The sequence below is a fragment of the Ochrobactrum sp. PL_is483 genome (genome assembly GCF_055816855.1).
Map to the genome: position 1 here is coordinate 411,203 of NZ_JBVPGS010000040.1, position 23,150 is coordinate 434,352.

The following is a 23,150-nucleotide window of genomic DNA, read 5'->3' on the forward strand; positions in this document are numbered from 1 at the left end:
CCCCTACACCCTCATCGGCATCAGCACGCCAGTCCACTCGCCCTCGCCATTGACGACGGCAGGCATGCCCGCATCACTGAAAGCAAAGCGCACACTCGGTTCATCCAAAGCGCCAAGAATATCGTTGACGTACCGGGCGTTAAACCCGATTTCCAAAGGCTCGCCCTCGAACTCAATCGAAACTTCATCGCTGGCCTTGTCAGCCAGCATCAGGCGCAGCACATCACCGACGGCGAATTTCACAGCTCGCGATTTGTCGTCGGCAACAGCTGCGACACGCTCGACCGCCTTCATGAGCGCCTGGCGGTCAACGGTAAGCACGTTGCTATTGCCGGTAGGAATGACGCGCACATAGTCGGGAAACGTGCCGTCGATCAGCTTGGAAGTGATAACCGTTGAGCCAGACGAGACGCGCACCTTGTTCTGCGACAGTTCAACCGTAACAGCGCCTTTCGGCAGTAGACCGACCAGCTTTCGCGGCAGGATCACGCCGTAATCCAAAGTGCCTTCAGGGCCCATATTTCGCATAAGTCGGTGCCCGTCAGTTGCGACAGCAACCAAGCGGCCGTCAACGGCATGCAGATAAACGCCAGCCAGATAATAACGGGTCTCGTCTGTCGAAATACAGTGCACGCAAGGCGCAACAAGCGCAGCCAAATCAAGCTCGATCGTCGTGTCAAACTTACCTGCACTGAAGGACGGAAAGTCTTCTGCAGGCAAAACGTCGAGCTTGTAACGGCTGCGACCGGACGCGACGGTAAGGCGGCCTCCAACGCTAGCTGTATCCAGCTCAAGAGTAATGTCGCCAGCCGCGCGCTTTGCGATATCCGCAAGCATCTTGCCAGGAACGGTTACGCTGCCAGGCTGGCAGTCGAGCACCGGCAGGCTGGTCGTTATCTCGACATCCAGATCGGTGCCTGTCAGGCGCAGCTTGCCGTCCTCGACTGCCAAGAGCACGTTGGCAAGAATAGGAATCGTGTTGCGGCTTTCGATGGCACGGTTGACAGTTGCCAAGGCGTGCGCGAGCTCTGAGCGGTCAATGCTGACTCTCATCAAAGTCTCCTCGTGTTCGGTGGTAGAAGGCGCGGCTGGCAACCGCGCCTGTTGTTTAGCTTAGCCCCAAGGTCGCTTCTTGCCTGCCGCAGCAGCCGCTGGCGCTGGCTTATTGCTGTTTGCCGCAGCCGGTCGGTTGTCATTGGCCGGGCGGGTCTGCGCTACGGGCTGGTTGGCGTCGATCGAAGGCTGGGGGACGTTGCCCTCATCGGGAAAGTAGTACTTCTTGATCTCGGCGCGCGCCGGGTATTGGCCGTCCTTGGAAGGCTTTCCGAGACCAATCTTTGCCGTAAACGCCTTGAAGTGCAGTTCTTCGGAATCCTCGACTTCCGAGACGCCGATCGCTCGGCAAAGGCTCGCGAACTGACGCTGTCCGATTTCTTGCGCCTGCGCGTTCTTGTGTTCCAGATTGTAGAAATTGAAGACCTTGCGGCCCTTGTATTCCTCAGGGCGAAGAACCGTCATCGTTGTCTTGAGGCCGGTACCGTTTGCGCCTTCCTTGACCTCCGACGCCTCGATTTCCAGTTCATAGTCGCCGTTCGGCAGCTCTTCGTAGTCCCGCTGCTCCGTATCGTGAGCAGTCGCATCAAATCTGCTGGCTAGTTTTGCCATTTGTCATTTCCTCGTGTTGTTGGTGGTGTGGTGGCGGCGAGACTTAAGCCTTCGCCCGATGAATAGCCGGGCGGAAGAACCCACCGATGAAACCAAGCGAAGCGCCGATCTGCCACATCGCAAGGCCCGACGCGTTGATGCCAACGGCGGCAAGGAACGCATGAATTGTTTCTGCGAAAAACAGGTCCACGACCCAGCCGACGAAGGCACCGCCGAGAACGCCGACGAGCGGTGCGAAGAAGAGGATGGCCGCGATTGCTACAAGGCCAGCTAGAGCTTTTTCCATTAGGCGGCCTCCCTCTGCTCATTGTCGTTGGCAACCGGCCAGAACTTGGCAATGTCGGCAAAGCCCTGCCCTTTGCGGTAAACGACGCTGTCGGGCATCGAGTAGCGGTTCTTGGCGTTGAAGCCAGCCGCCTCATTGAAGTGCACCTGGCGCTCCTTCCCGCCCTCGGCGTGGCTAACCTTCGTCTGGCGCGCCACTTCCTTTTCCTTGATGGAGATGCGGTAATTCATGAACGCAACAACATCGGACTTCTCACGCACCAGGGCATTGGCCCGCTTGTGCAGCTTGGGCTGGTATCGACTGTATGGATCTGTCGTCGGGCTGTCGAAGCGCACGATCTCGGGGTGGGCCAGCATGACGACGTACATGCCCGCTCGGGATAACGCCGACACGGCGGCCATCAGTTCGCTCCATTCGGTATCAGCTTCCACGTAGCCTTTGCCGAACCCAGCATCCTCGATGCCATTGATGCCAAGGCGGGCAGCGGTCGCACGCCAAACAAGCGGTTCCAGCCCATCGAGGCTGTCGATAATCACGGTGCGCCGGTCGTGCTCTTCGGTCAGCAGTTCGCCGATGACGTTCAGCAGATCGTCGAAGGATTCAATTGTGCCTGGCGTTGCCATTTCGATGTCGGACGGCGGGCGCTCACCTTCGGTTGCGAGATAGATCGGATCTGGAAATTCTGCCGCGAGCGACGTCTTGCCGATGCCGTCGACGCCGTAGAGAAGGATCACGGGCGGATCGTTTCTCTTCGTCGACTTGAGGCTTGAAAGAGATAGAGCCATAGGTCTCCTCGTGTTCAGTAGGTGTGGTGGGTAACGGTGATTGCGGCGATGACGGCCGCAAGTATGAGCCAGCCTACGAGCCATGCCGGCGGGCTTGTGAGCAGCCATGCGCGTGGGGCGGTCATGCCGCCCCCCACAGATAAAGCAGCCCGTAGAACGGCAGCAGCAGGTTCCAGAACAGGAACGCTGCAATTGTCGTGGCGATTGCCAGCGCGAACGCTGCAAGCGCCAAGGATTGCCCGATGCGGCCGACACCGGGCTTTCGCCCGGGATCGATGAACGGCATGTCAGCCGCGGCTTTTGTGGCAAAAGAGATCATGCCAGCACCCATCCGTAGAAGCCGACCGTCAAGGCGAGCACAGCAACGACTGCCAAGCCCCAGAGAAAGCGGTCACCAAGGCCGAGCGTGGTTTCCCGCTCATAGAGGGTGTCGCCATCCGCGTAGTCTTTGGGCGCATAGTTGCGCGTGTGGCTGTACGTGGTGGAGGTCATCACGCGGCTCCCCTCGTCTTGGTGTTTTTCGTAAGCTTCACTTTCTTGGTGAAATCGACCGGGATGACGTTGTCATCTTCAGGCTTGTCGGCCTCGACTCCGCCGTCATCCTCTTCAAAATCGGGCTCGACTTCGAAGCGCGAGACTTCAAGTTGCACAAGGCCGGTGCCGGGGATCATGAAGCGCACGGTCAGCCAGCGAAAGCTGTCGCGCTCCTCAATGATGATGCCCTTCCATTTCCACAGTTTGTGGACGACTATCTCGCCGGGCAAATCCCAGCATTCACCGCATTCGCAGGTCATGCGGCACCTCTTTTCGATGCGCGGTGGTAAGTGACTGGCGCGTTGGAAACGTGCGTCCCATTCCGAAGCACGGCGTTCGCGCGCGCCTTTGCTTTTTGCGCAGCCGTCCGGTAAGGCTTGCGGTTTGTCATGTCCCGCTCGCCCGTTCGTGTATATTTCGTTTTCAAGATGGCCTCCTCGTCGGGAGGTTAGTCGTCGGCCCCGTCATCCTCGCGGTCGGCCTGCCTCAAAAGGCTAGTGGACTGTGCCTGTAAATGGACCGTCCAGAATGGTTATGCGGGGCAGCGAGACATAAATGTCCATGCATCCTCCCGAATAACCGCCGTTATATGTTGTGCGCCGCACAACGGTCTTCTCAGTTGGATTAGGCGGCGTTAGCGTGGGCGATCTTTCCGAAAGCAGCGACCAGGCGTGGCCTCTTGTGATCCCCATCAATTCCGCGATCTGCCCAAATGACGCACCCTTCTTACGGTGCGCGGCGGCAGCTGCCTGCAGTTCGTCCCTTGATGAATGCTGCATGTCTCCTCGTGTGTGGTTGGTGACTGTTGACAAGTGCCGTGTCTACCGGCATCTGTCTGGTCGCGCGGGGTGGTACCTGCGAAGGAAATCGCGGCGTAGAAGCGGCTTCGGCCCTCCTCGTGTTAACCGCGACGTACGGGCAGGCTGGGGTAACGGGTGGTGCCGACCCATAACAGCCTGCTTTTAAAGCACGCCGAAAGCGCCAGCCGCGTTACAGCGGCCAGCGTCCCTGATGATTTCTATGGCGGCACTTCAATGAGAGCCGGTTCGCTTCTGTCGGCAACTTTCGTCATTCGCTCTCTCCTCTATTTCAATTGCGCCTGAGCGCGGCTGCTATCTATTGAGTGCCGATATCCTTGGGAGGATGTTTTCTGGCATCATGAGGTAGGCCCTCCTTCGAACTGTCCGGCGTCTTCTGCGTCGGTTGATGACGTATAGATATGACAGATTCGCATCTATGTCAACACACGATGACATATTCGCACGTTACATTTTCACAACAATATGCGAAAAGCCCATCATGGATAAGGATTTCGCCTTTCGCCTTAAGAATGCGCGCGTCGCACGTGACATGAGCCAAGCCCAGCTTGCCGACCTTGTTGGTCGCGACAAGTCTGCAATAAGCTTGCTCGAAAGCGGCAAGCGCGGAGCTAGCGTCGACTTCGTCGCTCGCCTGGCAAAAGCCTTGAATGTTCGCGAGGATTGGCTTGCCTTTGAAAAAGGCGACATGATTGGCCAAGAAGAGCGGGCGGAACTTGAACGCCCTGCCGATATCTTCACACCGAAACTAATTCCCGGCAACGAGCTGGTAGGCGATCAGCGCGACCTTCCCGTATATGCGGCAGCCAAGGGCGGTGACGGGCACGTAATTATTACGTTCGATCCAATCAGCTATATGAAGATGCCCGCTGTTCTGCAGGGTGTTAAGGGCGGCTACGGCTTGCTTCTCTCTGGAGAATCCATGGTCCCGGCCTATCGCCCCGGCGAAACGGCGCTCGTGAACCCCAATCTGCCGCCGATGCGCGACGAAGATGTGATCCTTTATCACACCAGCGAAATGGACGAGAACGAAGCAATCATCAAACGACTCGTTGGCTTCAATGATCGCGAATGGATGCTTGAGCAATACAATCCGCACAAAGAATTCAAAGAGTTTCGCGCAGACTGGCCCGTATGCCATCGCGTTGTAGGGAAATACAACACGCGCTGACTAGCCGTTTGCGGCCTCAAGGACGGTCTCTGGCACGCGTCCGAACATTGCAATCACTTCAGCTTGATTATTCCAGCGATAGACCGCAATAACTGCGGGCTTTATTGGCGCGAGTCTCTCCGCCAACCTCACAGCCTGATCTTCGTTTTCAACTTCGATCGGATTGTCAGGAATGATTCCCCACCGGCACTCGGTGAAGGATTGAACGACAAATAACGCAGCCATCCGCCTCTCCTCAGTACGAGACTAAGGATTCCACTTGCTGCGGAACATTTCAAGAACAATTTACAGTTAATAAACCATATCGCTTTTCATGATGGGTTTTTGTCATCATCTGGCGTTGACATTTGTTGACTATTTCGCATATAACGATGACACCACAGCACGAAGACAGCCTCACCAGCTTGATCTGCTGACCCACCCATCAAAACACGAGGAGAAACCCACATGGCCGCAACAGCACCGAGAAGAAGAAGCTCGAAGCCTCGCCTGAATGAAATCATCGGCGGCGGATTCTTTGTATTCCGCCGCGGCAAGAAGACTGGCCGCGTTGGCGTCTTCACTACCATGCCGTACGAACACGGCTCCTTTGAGCAGGCCTTGGCCGAGGCGACCCGTCTCGCTGCCCTGTGCCCAGGCGAGACGTTCGAAGTTTTCCAGACGAGCGGGGCCGTGGCTTGCTGTGCTCCAGTTGAACTGGCGGAGGCTGCGTAAGATGGAGCGCAACCCCACCATCGAGCTTGAGGACGCGCCGCTTACACGTGGACAGAAAAACATCGTCGACGCGCTGGCAGCGATTTATCCGCGCCGCATTTACATCAACGACCTCGTCGACAACGTCTATGCTTTCGATCCGAACGGCGGGCCAGACAACGCGCACAATACGGTGCGAGTTCAAATCAGCCAACTTCGTAAGCGCCTGCCTTCCTATGGCTGGACGATCCCGATGAACCATCGGGGCGCCGGAAACCACGGATATTACCGCCTTGAGCCCATCGCAAACGACAACGTACTGGCGGCGGAGCGGGCCGCAACAAACCGGAGGGCTGCAGCATGAACCGCGCACTCCTGGAAATGCTCGCCGACGATGAGTTCGAAACGGAAACCGACGCACCCAAGGCCGGCAATGTCGAGCCTATGCGCCGCCCTGACTACAAGGCTAGGAAACATGGCCGCCCACAGCCGTGGCTACGTTATGCCGCCCGTGAAGCGGTCGAGATGACCGTCGTCATTGGATTTGTTGTGGCCGTATGCGGCGTTGGATTGGGGTTATCCGCATGAGGCACGAAAGATAGCGACGGGGCGCTTAAGCCCCCGAACCTCCAAGAATGACGGCATTTGCGCAACTGGCGCCACCGCTTTTTGCACCCACCCATCAAACACGAGGAGACCCCATGTCCAGATCCATCACGCACGCCGTTATGGCGCCCATCCTGACCGCCGCTGAATTTCAGCAACAGGGCACGACCGCCGCGCAGGTCTTATCGATTTCGAAGGCCGTGCGCGCTCTTGGTTATCACACTGAAGCTGAGACGCTGCGCGACACTGCTTTCGAATTGGCGCGCATTACTGGCGTTCGGTTCCGCTACGGCGCTCCACGCCAGCGCCGCAATCCAGCCAATGACAATCGCCGTCGGACGCGGAGGGCGGTGTGATGCGTGCCAAGCGAATGCGAACAACCCGGCAACAGCTAATAGAAGAGCCAGCTACATTAGCGGATCGGACAGCGAACGGAGCGGGAGCAGACACTGAACCCGCGCGTTCGCTGGCGTTGGAGGCCCTGAAAACAGCGTATGCATCTATGGAAGGTTCGTGCTCTGCAAATCACCGCATAGCCTTGAACACCGTAGATGCCGCCATCCGCGCCCTATCCTCCCCGGACCATGCCGAGGCCGGTAAATTGGATGCTGTCGCCATATGCAAGAAATTGGCTCCATATCTTGGAGCGACCGAGACTAACGACTGGACAGGCCTCAAGGATGATGACGCCATCTCAATGACCGTCAAAATGCGGGTCGGTGATTTGCGCACTCTGAAGGCTGTGGCCACCGACCATGCCGACGCCGGTAAGGTCGAGGGGGATGGATTACCGCAAGACGTTATCAATCTGGTGATCGCCGCCCGTGAAGTGTGGGAAGAAGCCGACACTCTTTCATACTATCATACCGACGAAGACTTTTCGCAACGTGTGGAAGCGCTCGACAAAGCTCTTGAGCCGTTTGGTGAACGCGTTCCCTTTGAGAATGAGCCAGATGCGCTCCCCTCTGCACCAGCTTCGGAGGGAGCGGAATGAGCAAGCTATCCTTCGACGCCCGCGTAATCGCTCAATCCGTGTTTGGATTTGGAGACAAATCCACTCTTCGTATCGGCGGGATAGGTGCAAAACATATCCTAACCGAGCGATCTGAAGCCGCAATCAATGAGTTGGTCGAAGCGGGTTACTTAGAAGCACGCGCCTACAATGATTATGGGCGCATGGAATATCAGGGAACGGAACGTCTGTCAGAAATCCCGAAGCTAAGCTTTGAGGAAATGGAAGAACATGGCCGTTTTTCGCTGACCCACCCATCAGGAGGCGACCGTCATGGCGAGTGAAACCTTCGCAGATGAACTCCGCGCCGCCGTAGCTGGTGATAAATTCACCCTCTACACAGAGTTGATGCTTCAGGCCGCAGAATTGCTCGACCACAAAGACGAGCAGATTAACACCCGCCCCGCGCCTGCCGCTACAGATACGGGACTGGTGACGGTCATGCGGCGATATCGTGGCACCGATTGGCCCGATCATTACCCTTGGGCTTTTTTGAACGAAAGCGAATGTCAAGGCGAACCCGGCCCGCGCTGGACTATCGAAAAACTCTGCCTTCAATCGCAGGCTGAGGAGCTGTTGGCGGACCTCCATGCGGCTATCGCGGTGAAGGACCACGGCCTCAAACTTCTCGAAGCCGACAACGCGGCGAAGGATGCGCGGATTAAGGCAGAGACGGAACTACGTAAGGATCATCAGCAACGTAACAAGGAACTCGAAGCCAAGCTCGCAGCTGCTGAAAATGCGCTGGCGCGCATCTCGAAAATTTTGCGCGGTGATACGGAAACAGACACCGTTATGACCGCAACGAATAGGTTAAATGCGGCAATAGACATATCCCGCGCAGCGCTGGATGGGGAATATGATACGAAGTCAGCTTTAAAGACTGATGTCGAAGCTGCATTTCGTAGTGGATGGGAAAAAGGAATAAATGAAGCCGCACTGAATTGCGAGCGTGAAGCCGGTGAAGTGTCAGGGCTTATTGATGATGTTGCTTATCATTTAAAGAGCCGCGCCAAGTCCATCCGTGGCACTCCGTTCAAGACGGAGGCGCATAAATGAGTTTTTGGGAAACACTCGGCGCTTCTGATGAGTGGTACACGCCTAAGTACATTTTTGATGCGTTAGATTGCGTGTTCGATCTGGATGTAGCCTCACCATTCCAGCGTAAAGACGTTCCATGTAAGGTATGGTTGGATCAGGAGGATGACGGCCTGAAACTTGCGCCGTTCTGGACTGGTTTTGTCTGGATGAACCCTCCATTCGGAGGGCGAAACGGACTTGAACCGTGGCTGGATGCGTTCTTCCGACACGGTAATGGCGTAGCGCTAACTCCAGATAGATCTAGTGCACCATGGTGGCAGAAGGCTGCAAGAAGCGCAGATGCCATTTTGTTCGTATCAGGAAAAATAAAATTCATTCGCCCAGACGGCAGTATCGGCGGTTCTCCATCCACCGGAACAACCCTTTTTGCGTCCGGCGATCAAGGCGTTCAGGCGCTCATTTCGGCAGCTAAGAACGGCCTTGGCCTATTAACCCTTCCTATATTGGGGGAAGCAGCATGACCGACCTCATTACCCGCCTCTCCAAGCTAGACGCGCCTGACAGGAAAGTGGATGAACGCGAAGGATATATTCGCGAGCTTTCCAAAGGCACACCGTACGGACACGAACATGATGCGTCTGCCATTGCACATCACACGGCTCGCATCGCCCTCTTGCGCGCAAAGGAGGCCAGCAAATGCTGATTGAAATCCGCTGGCAAATATTCAAAGCCCTGTCGTGGGTAGGCTGGAAGGTTTGCCCTGAACCACACCGGACGCGCCTGCAAAAAGGCATGCCGACATGGAAAGAATACGAATAGTATGAGGCCAGCAATGCCGCGTAAGGAACTCATCGCTCTAGCTGCGAATGCAATGGAAGAACGGCGCAAAGAGCTTATTGCGCAGCCGCTGTCGCGCATCTATCGGCAATTGGCCGAAGCTGCTGCCGGGGCCGTCCTCGCCGCTCTACAGGAGCCGAACGCGAACCAAGAGCAATCTGGTATGCGGGAGATTATGGGCGGCACAGGCTATGTGAACCACGAAATTTACATTGATCCGGAAACACCGTGGCACACATGGCGCGCCATGCTCGCCGCCTCCGCACTTGGGGAGCAGAGCGAATGAAGCTGAACGAGCCAATTTTACCAGACGATTATCCAGTCTATGCGGGATACCTGTACGTTGCAGACGGTCATGTTGTGGTGAGTGACTGGCACGATACCGATGTGCGGCACCTCAAGCACCACCTGCAAGCAACAGAAATCCGTCGCTGCGATATTCACGGTCGCCAAGCCCTGAAAGGCGGGGACCATGGCTAAGCTGACATGGGGCGATATTCTCGTTGCGAGCTTTTCAGCATGTCTTGCGTGTGGCCCTGACGAGCCGGTCGACAAAAGAACGCTATCCACCGACCTCGAAAAAATACTGCTCGTCTCAGGTCGAGCGCGAGAAGGCCGCGCCGCACTGCGGGGAAGGGAGTGAGGATGAACAAATCAAAAAATGAGGGAATCAATATGCACCACGAAAACGACAACGAAGCAGACCTGTTAATGGGCGTCGAGCCAATCGCAAAGTATCTGGGCGTTACCAGGCGCCAAGCTTATCGGCTGGTCTACGATAAAATTATGCCGAGCTTCAAACTTGGCGGCACAGTCGCTGCTCGCAGGTCCAGTCTCAAAAAATGGATGGAAGACTTGGAGGCAGGGAACGCAGCGTAAACCGTGTGCCATGTGTCAAATCATGTGCCGTCGATTCCCCGCGCAATCCTGAAATTGCCTGATTTTCTTGGAAATTCCTGAACATCTACGGCACATGGTCAATCAAGCCGCATCAGTCATAAACATTTGATATTGTTGTAGGTTTTTGGTGAGCGCGCAGGGACTCGAACCCTGGACCTACTGATTAAAAGTCAGTTGCTCTACCGGCTGAGCTACGCGCTCCCTTATGGAGCAAATCGCCCCGGAAGTGCGGCGGAACATAAGGGCGGCTTGCGGATTGGTCAACACCATAAAATCAGGTTTCTCCAACATAAATTCAAAAAATCACAGATAAGAGATACTCCATCTCACGCTCCGGCTTCCAGATGCGGGTGAATGTGCACTTTCCGGACCCGTCGGGCTACTGGTCCCTCAGTGAAAAGTCGATTCTCAATGCCGAATCTTGACGTAAACCGGTTTCCACTTTTGCCGGTAATGTTTTAGTTTCATCGGAATGATCTCATAGCACGGTGTTTCATGTCTCTGGCCACCAAGGCATTTTTCCATTTCCGATGCTCGTTGTCCGGTGTGGGTATAGCTGTAGGCACCTTGTTTTTCGCTGCTTCGCTTACGCCGAGCCTCATTCCGCGCACGTATGTCATGCAGGGAATCCTTGGAGGTGTCGCTTTCGGAGCCGGTTACGGCATCGGCGTGCTGTGGCGCTGGCTTTGGCATTACCTGGAATTGCCGGAACCCAAAGACCGACTGCGCAGCCAAGCCAATCTTGCGGTCGGCATTATCTGTTTCGCAGCGGCTGTCGTAGCGCTCTATTTTGCTGCAGGCTGGCAGAATTCGGTTCGAGCTGTCATGGACATGGAGCCGGTGCCCAGCGCCTATCCGATGAGCGTGTCGGCTTTGACTATCGTGACATTCCTCATTCTGTTGGTCCTCGTTCGCCTTCTCGTCCAGTTTGGGCGGTTCGTTTCCGCGAAGGTGCAACTCGTGATGCCTCGCCGGGTGGCCAATGTGCTCGGCGTTGCGATTACGGTCGTGCTTGTCTGGACGATTGCAAATGGGCTGCTCATCCAGTCCGCTTTCAAGGTTCTGGACCGTTCCTTTCGTGAATATGACGCTTTGATCGAGCCGGATCGCCCACAACCGACAGCCCCTAACAAAACCGGCAGCGCTGCGTCGCTTTTGCATTGGAACGAGCTTGGGCGGGCTGGACGTGAATTTGTTGCCTCCGGCCCTGCAGCTGCAGACATCGCAGCTGTGACCGGAGAAAATGCGATCGACCCCATACGGGTCTATGCTGGCCTGCAAGTCGCCGACACGCCGGAACAACGAGCTGAACTTGCATTGGAGGAACTGAAGCGGCAACGCGGCTTTGATCGGTCGATACTGGTCGTCATCACGCCTACCGGCACCGGGTGGGTTGACCCTACTGCAATGGACGGTCTGGAGTTTCTGCATCATGGGGACGTGGCCAGCATCGCCGTGCAGTATTCTTATCTTTCCAGTCCCTTATCGTTGCTTTTTCAACCTGAATATGGAGCGGAAGCGTCGCGGGCACTGTTCATTGCCGTCTACAACTCTTGGAGAAATCTGCCGCGTGAGAGGCGTCCGCGACTATATCTCTATGGTTTGAGTCTCGGCGCAATGAACTCGGAAGTCTCGTCCGAGCTTTTCGAAATGCTCGACGATCCGATCAACGGGGCACTATGGAGCGGCCCTCCTTTCCCTAGCCGCGACTGGAAAGCCATGACCAGACGAAGGAATCCGGGAACGCCGGAATGGTTGCCGGTTTTCAGGGACGGCTCCTTTGCGCGTTTCATGAATCAGAATGGCGAAGCCCCCGGAAATGGAACACGCTGGGGGCCAATGCGCGTGGTCTATCTGCAATATGCCAGCGATCCGGTGACTTTCTTCGACACGCTGTCCTTCTACCGTCAGCCCGACTGGATGCACGCACCGCGCGGGCCCGATGTGTCACCGGAACTGCGGTGGTATCCAGTTGTGACCATGCTCCAGCTCGCCCTTGATATGGCTTTTGGAACAACAACACCGATGGGGCACGGGCATGTGTATGCGCCGGAACACTATCTCGATGCGTGGTTGGAAATTACCGACGTGACCGGATGGGATACAGACAAGATCGTCAAGCTCAAACAATATTTGCGCCAGAAAATGGATGACGCAAATGAAGGCCATGAACAGCGCGGCGGATAGAATGTTTCTAACCGGCCAAAGCCGCGCTGCTGCTAGTTCGGCCGATCAATAATCGGGCGATTTCTGCGGCGTCTGGGAACTGTTCAAATTCAACATCGGAATCGCTCCGTTCGGCAGCATCGTGGTTGGCAGTTGCCCATCCCATTTCTCGGCCTGCGTCAACGCAACAAGACCCGGATTGTCGCGAAGTGCATCGCCGCGCGCCTTGATGGCGGTTGCTTCCGCCTCGCCCTTCAGCCTTATAGCATCAGCCTCGGCCTCCGCCTGAAGACGAACGGCATCCGCCTGGGCCTCTGCTTCGGCGCGGCGAGCATCTGCCTGCGCTTTTGCCTGCGTCACCGTGATTTCAGCCTGCACCTTTTCGCGCTCCGCATTCTGACGAAGACGCTGCACTTCAACTTCGGCCAACATGCGCTGTTCGATGGACTGCTCATAGGAGTCCGAAAAATCGATATTCTCGATCTGCACCGTATCGATGATGACCGGACCGCGCACACTGTTCTGAATCGCCTGCGCAATTTCCTGATTGAGACGGCTACGCTCCTGAATAGCCTCGACGGCGTTGAATTTGCCGAAAACAGTCTTGCTTTCCTCAAAAACGCGTCGCTCCACAAGGCGGGACAATAGGCCGTCTTCACCGCCATAGGTGGCGTAGACTTCTTCCACACGGTCTGGCGGAATGCGATAATTGACCGAGAGGTTCATCGTGGCTGGCTGCTGATCGCGGCTGTAAGCTTCCATGCTGTTGTAAATCGCGGCCTTAGATTGCACCGATATTCGCACAATCGAATCAATCACCGGAATTTTAAAGCCGAGCCCTGGCTGCGCGACGCCAGAAACTGCACCATAGCGCAAGACAACCCCGCGCTCACCTTCGTCAATTGTGTACCAGGAACCGAGTACAACGCTCAATATACCGAGTATAATTACACCGGCCAGTGCTTTGGGTAAAATCTGGGGCATCAAGTCTCCTTCGACGCTCGCTGCAAAAGGGCGAGAGTGATTCAACAAGTGCATCCCGAATACCCGCCCCGGATCGCCTTTTAAGATGCACCGGCACGAATGACAACCACTCAAGGATGCACCAAGCAGCATCAGTAAACGAAACAAAGCCGCCCATAGAGAGCGGCTTTGTCGAGTTTAACGAGTTTTCCTCGTTAGTAGGGTGAGTAACACTGCTGACGGGGGCCGTTATACGGCTGGAACGTATTGTCAGAGGCCCGGTAGGACCGGTAACGGTTATAGCACCACTGGACGTGCGCATTGCTGTAACTATAAGCAGGCGCGCGGTAGACTGGTGGCGGCGGCGGAGCGGCGATCGCACCACCAATGATTGCGCCAGCGCCGAATGCAGCGAGCGGATACCACCATCCGTCGTTATGACGACGATAGCCATGGCGATAATAGCGATAACCCCTGTGGCCGTTCCAGTAACCCGGTCCCGGACGGTAAGGACGGCCATGCCAACCCGGACGTGGTCCGGGCCGGTATCCGCCCCAGTGACCATGTCTAGGCCCGCGACGCCAGTCGTCACGGACCTGCTGAATATTTTCGTTACTTGCCGCAGGCGCAGTGGGCATGACGGGTGCAGCCGAGACTGGAACCATCGCCCCAATCAGAAAGCTGGCACCCACAAGGCCGACCATCATCTTTTTGAAGGTGTTCATCCTATGTTTCTCCATTTCTATGATGCCATCATTGCTGTCCGTTTATGAATACCCGCTGAACACTACGCCAAATTCTGCAAACTCATTTGATGGCAAGCAATAGGCAGCTATTTCATCCGTATTCTAACGGAGGAGACCGGAATTCGTTCTCGCTATTCCATTATTTTGGTTAGCAAATTACGCGACAATCGGATAACTTGCGTGAAGTAGGGCAGCAAGGGTAGTTGCGGATAGAATGGGGTTGAGGAATCGCTCTATCTCTTTGTTTTTGCGCATTTTCCAACGCAAAACCGCTTCGCACTTTTGCTGGAAATGCTGTAGTAATCGTTTCAACGAGTGGGGTTTGCATTGGCAACAAAGGTACAGCCGTCCGTAGAAGCAATGGGAACATCTTTCTCCCGGGAAGCTGATCCTTTCACGGCAGCAGTTGAACTGACGCCTATGCCGATGCTCATTACAAATCCACGACTGCCCGACAACCCGATTGTCTTTGCAAACAGGGCCTTTCAGCGTCTGACCGGCTATCAGGCCGATGAAATCATAGGAAAGAATTGCCGCTTTCTTCAAGGCCAGGGCACAGACCCTGAACATGTCGAAATGATCCGGACAGCCCTTGAAGCCGTACAGTCAATCGATATCGATATTCTCAATTACAAGAAGTCAGGCGAAGCATTCTGGAACCGGCTTCATATCTCTCCAGTCAGAACGGAAGCCGGTGAACTCCATCACTTCGTTTCATCGCAGCTCGATGTGACGCTGGAACTCGGAAAACTGGTCGAACTCGAAAAAGAACGCGAAACTCTTTCCCTTGAAAAACAGCGCAGTAATGATCAACTGCAATATATTATTGAAGTGGCGAATGTTGGCTTCTGGACGCGAGATTACCATACCGGTGAAATCAGCTGTTCGCCGGAATATCGGCGTATTTTCGGGCTGACACCGCAAGAGCCAGTCACCTACGATAAGATCATCGATATGGTGGCGCTGGAAGACCGGATTACGCTGGTCCAGCGTTCGCAGGAATCTTTTGCGACCGGCAAGTCTTTCCGGATGGAATATCGCATCACGAACAGGCTGGGTCAGGTGCTCTGGGTCGAAACCCGCGCCAAAGCGCTGCCAGGCAAATCGCCGACACTTCTGGGCATCGTCATCGACGTCACTGAGCGCAAGAAAGCCGAAGCGGACAAAGCTTTGGTAACCCGGGAAATTTCGCATCGTTTCAAGAACTCAATGGCGATGGTGCAATCCATCGCCAATCAAACCTTGCGAAATGCCACCGATCCGCAAACGGCAAACGAATTGTTCAGCGAGCGGCTGCGGGCACTTAGCCAGGCCCACGACATGCTGCTGAGGGAAGACTGGACGGGTACCACTATCAGTCAGATCTGCGAAACCGCCCTCGCCCCTTTCAACAGCACGTTCGGCCATAGAATTCGTACCCGTGGTCCGGCGCTCGTGGTGAGCGATCGTGTAACGGTTTCTCTTTCACTGGGCCTGTATGAACTCGCAACCAATGCCGTGAAATATGGCGCGCTCTCCAACGAAAACGGCACGGTCCAATTCGACTGGAATGTCGTTCAAACACAGGGCGAGCAGAAACTTCATATGCGCTGGATCGAAAGCGGCGGACCTGCGGTCGAGCGCCCTGCCCGCCGTGGCTTTGGCCAGCGGCTGCTCTATTCCGTTCTCGCAGGCGAATTGAAGGCGAAATGCGACATCGACTTCGCACCAGACGGACTGATAATTGACGTCCTGGCCCCCATGACGGCAGATGTGTTCCCGCACCTCGACGGCATGTCACGTTCACAAGCCGAGTCAGCCTGATGAAAAAGAGCAGCGGAATAGCTGCTCCTTTCGTTCTTTAGTTGTGCGGGCCGCGACGGCGTGGCTCGATGTATACGCGATCACGATGGCGATAACGATCATGGCGCCAGCGATCACGGTGGCGTTCGCGATAATAACGGGGTGAATGACGATCCCACCCGCGACGATCATCGCGCCAGCGGCGATCCCATACACAGCGGCCGCTTCGCGTGCGAAGCGCGCCACGAGGGCAGCGATAATCAACCTGAACGGCAGAACCAGCGCCATTGGCAGCGACAGCCGATATTGGCGCCGGAGCAACAGGCGTGGCCGCTTCAGCAACAGCAGTTAGCGCGAAAAGCGCGAGAGCTGCAGAAACCAATTTAAACTTCATTCTGTTTTCCTTTTCAGAGCTGACCAGAATTGGAATATCTTGCCCGCAAATAGGTAGGCCCAACAGACGATTGGTAAAGTCACTTAATCTTACGACAATCTATCAATCTCGACCCGGCATCGCAAAACAAGCCACCACGAACGACCCGCAATTTTGCAGGGGCATTTTTAAGAGAATCCGGATATCAGGAACTTATTGAATTCGCACGCAGTCCCTTGAAACAAGGGAAAAAGCTGCAGAATCTCCAATCCGCAAAGCCGATCCGGCGCCGGTTCACCTCCGGTAGCGAGCGGAGCTTTGCGGCTGTCGCAAGGAACGGGAAGATGGATCATTCGGCCTCTAAAATTGACGCTACATGGGAGGAAAACACCGGTCTGGGTACCACGCGGATCGAGTGGATCGAACTGGTCGGCGGCTTGCCGGAAGAACATTCGCTCCTCCTTCGCGATCTGATCGGCCGTCACCGCGAACAGTTCGTTGACGTGTTCTATGACCGCCTAATGAGCAATCGCGATGCGGCAACTTTCCTGTCCCAGAAAATGGTCCAGGAGCGCCTGCACAATTCGCTGAGCGACTGGCTTCTGAAAATGTTCGAGAGAACCGCCGACAATGTCGATGCATTCATTCGTGAACAGCGCAAGGTCGGCGAAGTCCATGCCCGAATTGACGTGCCGATCCATGTTGTCATGCAGGGCGCGCGCCTGCTCAAGAACGAGATCGTTCGTCAGTTGAAGCTGGAAGTTGCCCCACGCGAGGTTCTGGCGCGTCTGATCGTGCATGTCAGCAATGCAATCGACATTGCGATTGAAATAATGAGCCAGTCCTTCGTGAAAGACGCGCGCGAAAGCGCCCAGACAGACGAAGCCTATCGGGCTTTTACGCTGAGCCATGATTTTCCGCTTGAGCGCGAATCGCAGCGTGCCGCACTCATGGAATGGAGCCAGTCGCTCCTCTTCAATCTCTACGGCAATGCCGACACGCCGCTTCACCCGCTCGCAAGCTCTGACTTCGGGTTGTGGTTGCAACATAAAGCCGATCTCATGTTTTCCAATTCCTCGACCCTGGAGAACATCCGCCGAAATGCAGAACATATCGACCATGTGCTCCTCCCGGCCATCAACAGTGCCCGCAAGGATAACCCGACCGAACTCGCATCCTCTCTGTCACTGTTCCAGACCAAGATCGGAGAAGTGAAGTTCCTGCTGTCCGAATTGTTTCAGGCGGCAGCGGCCATGGAAACGGGTCGCGATCCGCTGACACGCGCACTCAATCGTCGTTTCATGCCCTCAATCCTGACCCGCGAGGTACGCATGGCATCCCAAAAGGCAATGGATTTAAGCCTTCTGATGATCGATATTGATCACTTCAAGAACATCAATGACACATACGGCCACAGCAGTGGCGATGCCGTTCTTCAGCAGGTGGCCGAAACAATCCTTTCGCTCTGCCGCCCGAGCGATTTTGTGTTCCGCTATGGCGGTGAAGAATTTCTGGTCGCGCTTGTCGAAGCAGACGCAGACAAGGCGTTTGCAATCGGCGAGGAACTGCGCAGACAAATAGCCCAACAGCCGATGAAACTGCCCGATGGCGCACATCAGTCTGTAACCTTGTCCATCGGTATCGCGGCGTTCAACGGCCATCCGGACTACAGCCACCTTGTGAACGCCGCTGACCGGGCGCTCTATCGGGCCAAGCAGGGAGGCCGTAATCGCTGCGAAAAGGAAGTGCCGCTCGCGATTCATTGATCGGAGAGGCATTTTGACATCTGGCGGTTAAGCTACAAAACCGCCATATGCTGCCATCATGATGAATAGTTCCGCATCTCCTGTTTCCGAAAACACCCCACAAAAGCCGCGCGAACGCGACGCGCTGGAAACGCATTTCCTGCCGCAACAGGCAGATGCTCCGCCTGTAGACTGGGTCATTGCAGACGGGCTGACGGACTATGAGGAAGCCCTGGCTTTTATGGAAGCGCGTGTGCAGGCCATTCGGGAAGGCACTGCAAACGAACTCGTATGGCTGGTCGAACATCCCTCGCTTTACACGGCAGGAACAAGCGCCAATGCAAGCGATCTGTTGACACCAGACAGCCTGCCCGTCTTCAACACGGGGCGCGGCGGTGAGTATACCTATCACGGGCCGGGCCAGCGCGTGGCTTATGTGATGCTCGACCTCAAACGCCGCCGCGAGGATGTGCGTGCCTTCGTGACGGCGCTCGAACAATGGATCATCGAGAGCCTTGCCGAGTTCAACGTCAAAGGCGAACGGCGTGAGGATCGCGTTGGCGTATGGGTAACGCGGCCTGAAAAGCCTCGACTCGTCAGTGGCGGCATGTGCGAAGACAAGATCGCGGCTATCGGCATCCGCCTCAGGCGCTGGGTAAGCTTTCATGGCATTGCCATCAATGTCGAGCCCGATCTCGGCCATTATTCTGGCATCGTACCATGCGGAATCTCGGAACATGGCGTCACCAGCCTGGTCGATCTCGGCTTGCCAGTGACGATGGGCGACATGGATGTCGCGCTTGGAAAGGCTTTTGAGACGGTCTTCGGCCCGCGTCAGCCCAAATAACTCTGCCTTAAGCCACCGGCTGGGCTTTCACGCGACGCTCGCGCATGAAAACATAGAAGCCTGATCCGACGATGATTACGATACCGAGCCATTTCGATGGCGTCGGAAAATCGCCGAATACGATCAGGCCAACCAGAACCGCATTGACGATTTCAAGATACTGGAACGGGGCCAGCATGGATGCCGGTGCCAGTTTGAACGCTTGCACGACCATCAGGTGGCTAACGGTTCCGATCGTCCCAAGAAGGAAGAGAAGCAGCCAAGGTTGAATGCCGTTCGGCAGGCCAAAACTCAGGTCACCAAGCCCCGCCGCAGTTCCATAAATCATGGCGAGACCTGCAAACATCCAGCCGCCCACACCTGCATAAAACTGCATTACAAGCGGGCTTTCCTTCGCACCATATTTGCGGTTCAAAATCAGATAGATAGCAAATGTTACGGCGGTTGCCAGGGGCAGAAGCGAGACGGCGCCGAAAATCTCGAAACTCGGCTGGATCACGATCATCGTACCGATGAGGCCGATGCCAACGGCACTGAATCTTCTCCAGCCTACTTTTTCCTTCAGGAAAACTGCCGAAAACAGCGTCAGAATAAGCGGTTCGGCAAAGAAGACGGCCATCGCATCTGCCAGAGGCATATACTTGACTGCTGTAAAAAAGCAGAGCCCACCAAACCCCATCAATGCGCCGCGAATGAGATTGCCTGCCAGATGCTGTGTTCGCAACGCAGCAACACCGCCGACGATCAGCAAGATGAAGAACATCAGCCAGCATTGAACGAAAAAGCGCATGAAGGTGACGGTGGCCGGAGGCATATGGTCTGCCATGGCGAGCCACTTGCCGATGGCATCCATCAAAGGCAGCAGAAGCACCGAAAGCACCATAATCGCCATGCCTTTTACGTGCGCTTCCATGCCGCCTGTTGCGCTGCTCTGCATTTCAAACTCTCGGTATATGGATGTTCCCCGCTATGCCTCTATGCGAACTGGTTCGGCGTTTCCATCCAATTTGCTTGGAAATGTCCTCCTCGTTTGACTTTCGACCGCTTTCTGGTGCAAATCAGCTTCGTTCTGAACAAAACCCTTTGAAAAAGCCGTGTGCAAATGGAACGTAAGGCGAACTTTAGTCGCCTTTCGCGCGCGCGCGTGGCATCATTCAAGTGATTCGCGAACAGTATTTTCCGGTCTTTGGCGAGCAGGCTCGACAGCGGCCTCCTGAAATTCAGATAGAGAGCTTTTCGGAACAGATGGACGATAGCAACGATCTCTTCTCGAGAGTAGTTAACAATGCCCGAGAACGGGAACAGGGACGGCAAGGTGAAAAACCTGCGTCGCCGCAACCTGTTGCGCAGCCGGTGGCAGCGTCGTCGCTTTCTGTTCCAAAGCCGGTAACGGCCAAGGCGCCGCCTGCTTCATCGGCAGGCGACGACTATAACGCATCGTCCATCCGCGTTCTGGAGGGGCTGGAACCAGTGCGCCTGCGTCCCGGTATGTATATTGGAGGCACGGACGAAAAGGCCCTGCATCACCTCTTTGCGGAAGTCATCGACAACTCGATGGACGAAGCAGTGGCGGGACATGCCAATTTCATCGAAGTCAGTTTCGATGCCGACGGATTTGTCACGGTTTCGGACAACGGACGCGGCATTCCAGTGGATGAACATCCGCAGGTACCTGGAAAATCCACCCTCGAAGTCATCATGACAAAGCTCCATGCCGGCGGCAAATTCGATGGCAAGGCTTATGAAACGTCAGGCGGTCTCCATGGCGTCGGCGTTTCGGTGGTAAACGCCCTTTCTGACGTGCTGGAAGTTGAAGTCGCTCGCAATCGTCGTCTTTACCGCCAGCGTTTCTCGCGCGGCATTCCGCAGGGCGGGCTGGAAGATGTCGGCGAAGTACATAACCGTCGCGGCACCCGGGTCCGTTTTCACCCGGACCCTGATATTTTTGGCAAGACGGCACAATTTGATCCCCACCGTCTTTATCGCATGGCGCGGTCGAAAGCCTATCTTTTCGGCGGGGTTGAAATCCGCTGGAACTGCGATCCTTCCCTGCTAGACCCGAAGAAGGAAACGCCTGAAAAGGCCGTTTTCCACTTCCCCGGCGGCCTGAAAGACTATCTCGAAGCATCGCTCGGCAAGGAGCATCAGGTTACACGCGAGGTTTTCGCAGGCAAGACCGAGAAGCAGGGCGGTCATGGCGCTGTCGAATGGGCAGTTTCGTGGTTTGGGGGCGATGGTTTCGTCCACTCCTATTGTAACACCATCCCGACCGGCGATGGCGGCACCCATGAGGCGGGCCTGCGCATTGCGCTGACGCGCGGCCTGAAAGCCTATGCGGAACTCACTAACAATAAGCGTGCCTCGATCATCACCACTGACGACGTGATGGTATCGGCAGCGGGGATGCTGTCGGTTTTCATCCGCGAGCCGGAATTTGTCGGCCAGACCAAGGACAAGCTGGCGACTGTCGAAGCGCAGCGCATCGTGGAAAATGCAATTCGCGATCCGTTCGATCACTGGCTGACGGCTTCGCCGCAAGAAGCGTCCCGCCTACTGGAATGGGTGATCGACCGCGCAGACGAGCGTTTACGCCGCCGCCAGGAAAAAGAGACAGTCCGCAAGAGCGCAACGCGCAAGCTGCGCCTGCCGGGAAAGCTTGCCGATTGTACGCAAAACGCAGCCGCCGGTGCAGAACTGTTTATTGTCGAAGGTGACTCGGCAGGTGGTTCGGCCAAGCAAGCACGCAATCGCGCCAATCAAGCCATTTTGCCGTTGCGCGGCAAGATTCTGAACGTTGCCAGCGCAGGACGCGAGAAGCTGACGGCGAACCAGCAGATCGCCGATCTCATTCAGGCTCTCGGCTGCGGCACCCGCAAGAACTATCGGGAAGACGATCTGCGCTACGATCGCGTCATCGTCATGACCGATGCTGACGTCGACGGTGCGCATATTGCGTCCCTGCTCATCACATTCTTCTATCAGGAGATGCCGGACCTGATCCGCAATGGCCATCTCTATCTGGCAGTGCCTCCGCTTTTCCGACTGAGCCAAGGCGGCAAGGTCGCCTATGCGCGCGATGAAGCCCATAAGGATGAGCTTTTGCGCACCATGTTCACCGGGCGTGGCAAGGTGGAAATAGGCCGTTTCAAAGGCCTTGGCGAAATGCGCGCCGAACAGCTCAAGGAAACGACCATGGACCCGAAGAAGCGCACGCTTCTGCGTGTCCAGGTAGACGAAGAATATGTCGATGAAACCCGCAACACGGTCGATGAACTGATGGGCACCAAGCCGGAAGCCCGTTTCCGCTTCATTCAGGACCGTGCGGCTTTTGTCGAAGAACTGGATATTTAGCGCACGTTTCCAATCACACTAGAACCTGAACCGCTTGTTCCTATGAACGGCAATTCGCAAACGCGATGCCGTTCATTTTCTTTTTCAAGAAGACTACTTAAGCCATTGTTAAAATAAATTTTTAAGCTTTCACATCAATACCAAGCTTGGCTTGAATTTCCTCAATCGATTCCTTGACGAAGAATGTTTGTTCCGTGCTCAGCGTCACAATGCGCGTGCCCGTTCCATAAGTATTGTAGCAGAGAACATGATTGAAATTCACGGCGAGCTTCTCGCCGTTCACTTCCGTCAGCATGATCCACATCGCTTGCCCTCCTCCTGATGTATCCACTCTCAAGAAGGATAGGCGCGACAGAACGTTCGGCAATGGTTGCGCAAGCTGGCTTCAGAGCTTTGTGCGCATTCTCACCTTCCCAACCGTTTTGCTGAAGCTTTCGGACCACTCCTCTCCCTGCCATTCGATCTGGAAACCAGCCTTTTTATAAAGATTGATCGCAGGGAGATTATCCGTATGCGTGCCGATTACCGCTTCATCAAAGCCGTTGAGGAGGATTTGCGCCACCAGCGCGTCCAGCAGCTGCGTACCGATCCTCTGCCCGTGATGAGGCGGATCGACCCATAGATCGGAAATGTAATTGCTTTGGGGAACTCTCGCGCCCCAGCCAGCGATGATCCCGCCGCGTTCAGCGACAAGAACGCTATCCGCATTCTCTTGCAGATCGCGCAGGAACTTCACCTCCAGAGCTTCTTGCCTCTTCGCGGTCAGTTCAACATCGCGAGCCGCAATCCGCCAAGCCCTGACCGCCAATGCGGCCATAGAAACAAATTC

The 23,150-nt window shown here is 55.6% G+C and carries 33 protein-coding genes and 1 tRNA gene; 19 read left to right on the top strand and 15 right to left on the bottom strand.

The features are described from left to right. Positions 1-3: 3 nt before the first annotated feature. From dnaN to AC0TNJ_RS20200, 7 genes are all read right to left on the bottom strand, one after another. Positions 4-1,053, bottom strand: coding sequence for a DNA polymerase III subunit beta (gene dnaN, locus AC0TNJ_RS20170; RefSeq protein ID WP_473772205.1), 1,050 nt, complete (start codon positions 1,051-1,053; stop codon positions 4-6). A 60-nt stretch (positions 1,054-1,113) separates the two neighbouring features. Next, on the bottom strand, positions 1,114-1,665 hold the full coding sequence (locus AC0TNJ_RS20175; protein WP_266029941.1) for a DUF669 domain-containing protein: 552 nt from the start codon (positions 1,663-1,665) through the stop codon (positions 1,114-1,116). 43 nt (positions 1,666-1,708) lie between these two features. Further along, positions 1,709-1,951 (bottom strand): hypothetical protein, encoded by a 243-nt coding sequence (locus AC0TNJ_RS20180; RefSeq protein WP_473772206.1) that lies wholly within the window; start codon positions 1,949-1,951, stop codon positions 1,709-1,711. Then, positions 1,951-2,736: an ATP-binding protein gene (locus tag AC0TNJ_RS20185; protein WP_473772207.1), complete on the bottom strand. Its 786-nt coding sequence runs from the start codon at positions 2,734-2,736 to the stop codon at positions 1,951-1,953. The genes AC0TNJ_RS20180 and AC0TNJ_RS20185 overlap by 1 nt, the downstream gene beginning before the upstream one ends. A gap of 121 nt (positions 2,737-2,857) precedes the next feature. After that, on the bottom strand, positions 2,858-3,055 hold the full coding sequence (locus tag AC0TNJ_RS20190) for a hypothetical protein (protein WP_006471944.1): 198 nt from the start codon (positions 3,053-3,055) through the stop codon (positions 2,858-2,860). Then, positions 3,052-3,228, bottom strand: coding sequence for a hypothetical protein (locus AC0TNJ_RS20195; RefSeq protein ID WP_157796389.1), 177 nt, complete (start codon positions 3,226-3,228; stop codon positions 3,052-3,054). The genes AC0TNJ_RS20190 and AC0TNJ_RS20195 overlap by 4 nt, the downstream gene beginning before the upstream one ends. Further along, the gene (locus AC0TNJ_RS20200) at positions 3,228-3,530 is read right to left on the bottom strand and encodes a hypothetical protein (protein WP_144897256.1); all 303 of its coding nucleotides are present in this window, start codon (positions 3,528-3,530) and stop codon (positions 3,228-3,230) included. The genes AC0TNJ_RS20195 and AC0TNJ_RS20200 overlap by 1 nt, the downstream gene beginning before the upstream one ends. 1,039 nt (positions 3,531-4,569) lie before the next feature. Here AC0TNJ_RS20200 and AC0TNJ_RS20205 point away from each other — a divergent pair. Continuing rightward, positions 4,570-5,259: an XRE family transcriptional regulator gene (locus tag AC0TNJ_RS20205; protein ID WP_313709168.1), complete on the top strand. Its 690-nt coding sequence runs from the start codon at positions 4,570-4,572 to the stop codon at positions 5,257-5,259. Here the strand turns inward: AC0TNJ_RS20205 and AC0TNJ_RS20210 are convergent, their stop codons facing one another. Beyond that, a complete protein-coding gene (locus AC0TNJ_RS20210; protein WP_006469259.1) occupies positions 5,260-5,484 on the bottom strand; it encodes a hypothetical protein in 225 nt (74 codons plus the stop codon). 222 nt (positions 5,485-5,706) lie between these two features. On the opposite strand from AC0TNJ_RS20210, the gene AC0TNJ_RS20215 reads away from it, so the two are divergent. The 13 genes from AC0TNJ_RS20215 to AC0TNJ_RS20275 all read left to right on the top strand — a co-directional run bounded on the left by AC0TNJ_RS20215 (position 5,707) and on the right by AC0TNJ_RS20275 (position 10,327). After that, positions 5,707-5,973 carry a hypothetical protein gene (locus tag AC0TNJ_RS20215; RefSeq protein ID WP_473772208.1) on the top strand — a complete coding sequence of 89 codons (267 nt, stop codon included), beginning with the start codon at positions 5,707-5,709 and terminating at the stop codon, positions 5,971-5,973. A gap of 1 nt (position 5,974) precedes the next feature. Further along, entirely contained in the window at positions 5,975-6,316 is a 342-nt protein-coding gene (locus AC0TNJ_RS20220; protein ID WP_473772209.1) for a helix-turn-helix domain-containing protein, read from the top strand. Further along, positions 6,313-6,540 carry a hypothetical protein gene (locus tag AC0TNJ_RS20225; RefSeq protein WP_151658874.1) on the top strand — a complete coding sequence of 76 codons (228 nt, stop codon included), beginning with the start codon at positions 6,313-6,315 and terminating at the stop codon, positions 6,538-6,540. The genes AC0TNJ_RS20220 and AC0TNJ_RS20225 overlap by 4 nt, the downstream gene beginning before the upstream one ends. A 113-nt stretch (positions 6,541-6,653) precedes the next feature. Then, positions 6,654-6,914: a hypothetical protein gene (locus AC0TNJ_RS20230; protein ID WP_473772210.1), complete on the top strand. Its 261-nt coding sequence runs from the start codon at positions 6,654-6,656 to the stop codon at positions 6,912-6,914. Then, a complete protein-coding gene (locus AC0TNJ_RS20235) occupies positions 6,914-7,552 on the top strand; it encodes a hypothetical protein (protein ID WP_473772211.1) in 639 nt (212 codons plus the stop codon). Before AC0TNJ_RS20230 ends, AC0TNJ_RS20235 begins: the two co-directional genes overlap by 1 nt. Further along, entirely contained in the window at positions 7,549-7,854 is a 306-nt protein-coding gene (locus AC0TNJ_RS20240; RefSeq protein ID WP_473772212.1) for a hypothetical protein, read from the top strand. Before AC0TNJ_RS20235 ends, AC0TNJ_RS20240 begins: the two co-directional genes overlap by 4 nt. Then, positions 7,844-8,629 (top strand): hypothetical protein, encoded by a 786-nt coding sequence (locus AC0TNJ_RS20245; RefSeq protein WP_473772213.1) that lies wholly within the window; start codon positions 7,844-7,846, stop codon positions 8,627-8,629. The genes AC0TNJ_RS20240 and AC0TNJ_RS20245 overlap by 11 nt, the downstream gene beginning before the upstream one ends. After that, a complete protein-coding gene (locus tag AC0TNJ_RS20250; RefSeq protein WP_473772214.1) occupies positions 8,626-9,132 on the top strand; it encodes a DNA N-6-adenine-methyltransferase in 507 nt (168 codons plus the stop codon). Before AC0TNJ_RS20245 ends, AC0TNJ_RS20250 begins: the two co-directional genes overlap by 4 nt. Then, positions 9,129-9,314: a hypothetical protein gene (locus AC0TNJ_RS20255; protein WP_473772215.1), complete on the top strand. Its 186-nt coding sequence runs from the start codon at positions 9,129-9,131 to the stop codon at positions 9,312-9,314. Before AC0TNJ_RS20250 ends, AC0TNJ_RS20255 begins: the two co-directional genes overlap by 4 nt. Further along, positions 9,308-9,430 carry a hypothetical protein gene (locus AC0TNJ_RS20260; protein ID WP_473772216.1) on the top strand — a complete coding sequence of 41 codons (123 nt, stop codon included), beginning with the start codon at positions 9,308-9,310 and terminating at the stop codon, positions 9,428-9,430. The genes AC0TNJ_RS20255 and AC0TNJ_RS20260 overlap by 7 nt, the downstream gene beginning before the upstream one ends. 13 nt (positions 9,431-9,443) lie before the next feature. Further along, entirely contained in the window at positions 9,444-9,734 is a 291-nt protein-coding gene (locus AC0TNJ_RS20265; RefSeq protein ID WP_473772217.1) for a hypothetical protein, read from the top strand. Next, positions 9,731-9,928, top strand: coding sequence for a hypothetical protein (locus AC0TNJ_RS20270; RefSeq protein WP_473772218.1), 198 nt, complete (start codon positions 9,731-9,733; stop codon positions 9,926-9,928). Before AC0TNJ_RS20265 ends, AC0TNJ_RS20270 begins: the two co-directional genes overlap by 4 nt. Positions 9,929-10,093: 165 nt before the next feature. Further along, positions 10,094-10,327 (top strand): excisionase family DNA-binding protein, encoded by a 234-nt coding sequence (locus tag AC0TNJ_RS20275; protein WP_473772219.1) that lies wholly within the window; start codon positions 10,094-10,096, stop codon positions 10,325-10,327. A gap of 146 nt (positions 10,328-10,473) precedes the next feature. On the opposite strand, the gene AC0TNJ_RS20280 is transcribed toward AC0TNJ_RS20275, so the two are convergent. Further along, positions 10,474-10,549: transfer RNA gene (locus tag AC0TNJ_RS20280), tRNA-Lys, on the bottom strand. 294 nt (positions 10,550-10,843) lie between these two features. Here AC0TNJ_RS20280 and AC0TNJ_RS20285 point away from each other — a divergent pair. Further along, a complete protein-coding gene (locus tag AC0TNJ_RS20285; protein WP_473772220.1) occupies positions 10,844-12,535 on the top strand; it encodes an alpha/beta hydrolase in 1,692 nt (563 codons plus the stop codon). A gap of 45 nt (positions 12,536-12,580) precedes the next feature. On the opposite strand, the gene AC0TNJ_RS20290 is transcribed toward AC0TNJ_RS20285, so the two are convergent. After that, positions 12,581-13,498: a prohibitin family protein gene (locus tag AC0TNJ_RS20290; RefSeq protein WP_473772221.1), complete on the bottom strand. Its 918-nt coding sequence runs from the start codon at positions 13,496-13,498 to the stop codon at positions 12,581-12,583. A 194-nt stretch (positions 13,499-13,692) separates the two neighbouring features. Further along, positions 13,693-14,202, bottom strand: coding sequence for a BA14K family protein (locus tag AC0TNJ_RS20295; protein ID WP_473768621.1), 510 nt, complete (start codon positions 14,200-14,202; stop codon positions 13,693-13,695). 381 nt (positions 14,203-14,583) lie between these two features. Here AC0TNJ_RS20295 and AC0TNJ_RS20300 point away from each other — a divergent pair, with 381 nt between their 5' ends. Continuing rightward, positions 14,584-16,026, top strand: a complete 1,443-nt coding sequence (locus tag AC0TNJ_RS20300; RefSeq protein WP_473772421.1) for a PAS domain S-box protein — start codon at positions 14,584-14,586, stop codon at positions 16,024-16,026. Here AC0TNJ_RS20300 and AC0TNJ_RS20305 read toward each other — a convergent pair. Next, on the bottom strand, positions 16,018-16,293 hold the full coding sequence (locus AC0TNJ_RS20305) for a hypothetical protein (protein ID WP_473772222.1): 276 nt from the start codon (positions 16,291-16,293) through the stop codon (positions 16,018-16,020). The genes AC0TNJ_RS20300 and AC0TNJ_RS20305 overlap by 9 nt on opposite strands. A 429-nt stretch (positions 16,294-16,722) precedes the next feature. On the opposite strand from AC0TNJ_RS20305, the gene AC0TNJ_RS20310 reads away from it, so the two are divergent. Together AC0TNJ_RS20310 and lipB are read left to right on the top strand one after the other, a co-directional pair. Continuing rightward, positions 16,723-18,144, top strand: coding sequence for a GGDEF domain-containing protein (locus tag AC0TNJ_RS20310; protein WP_473772223.1), 1,422 nt, complete (start codon positions 16,723-16,725; stop codon positions 18,142-18,144). A gap of 58 nt (positions 18,145-18,202) precedes the next feature. Beyond that, positions 18,203-18,970: a lipoyl(octanoyl) transferase LipB gene (gene lipB, locus AC0TNJ_RS20315; RefSeq protein WP_473772224.1), complete on the top strand. Its 768-nt coding sequence runs from the start codon at positions 18,203-18,205 to the stop codon at positions 18,968-18,970. 7 nt (positions 18,971-18,977) lie between these two features. Here lipB and AC0TNJ_RS20320 read toward each other — a convergent pair whose 3' ends face one another. Beyond that, positions 18,978-19,907 carry a DMT family transporter gene (locus AC0TNJ_RS20320; RefSeq protein WP_473772225.1) on the bottom strand — a complete coding sequence of 310 codons (930 nt, stop codon included), beginning with the start codon at positions 19,905-19,907 and terminating at the stop codon, positions 18,978-18,980. Positions 19,908-20,215: 308 nt separating this feature from the next. Between AC0TNJ_RS20320 and parE the strand changes: the two genes are divergently transcribed. After that, the gene (parE, locus tag AC0TNJ_RS20325; protein ID WP_473768573.1) at positions 20,216-22,321 is read left to right on the top strand and encodes a DNA topoisomerase IV subunit B; all 2,106 of its coding nucleotides are present in this window, start codon (positions 20,216-20,218) and stop codon (positions 22,319-22,321) included. Positions 22,322-22,442: 121 nt separating this feature from the next. On the opposite strand, the gene AC0TNJ_RS20330 is transcribed toward parE, so the two are convergent. Both AC0TNJ_RS20330 and AC0TNJ_RS20335 read right to left on the bottom strand, forming a co-directional pair. Continuing rightward, on the bottom strand, positions 22,443-22,625 hold the full coding sequence (locus tag AC0TNJ_RS20330; RefSeq protein WP_122001763.1) for a flagellar FlbD family protein: 183 nt from the start codon (positions 22,623-22,625) through the stop codon (positions 22,443-22,445). A gap of 81 nt (positions 22,626-22,706) precedes the next feature. Continuing rightward, positions 22,707-23,057, bottom strand: a complete 351-nt coding sequence (locus AC0TNJ_RS20335; RefSeq protein ID WP_473772226.1) for a GNAT family N-acetyltransferase — start codon at positions 23,055-23,057, stop codon at positions 22,707-22,709. Positions 23,058-23,150 lie beyond the last annotated feature (93 nt).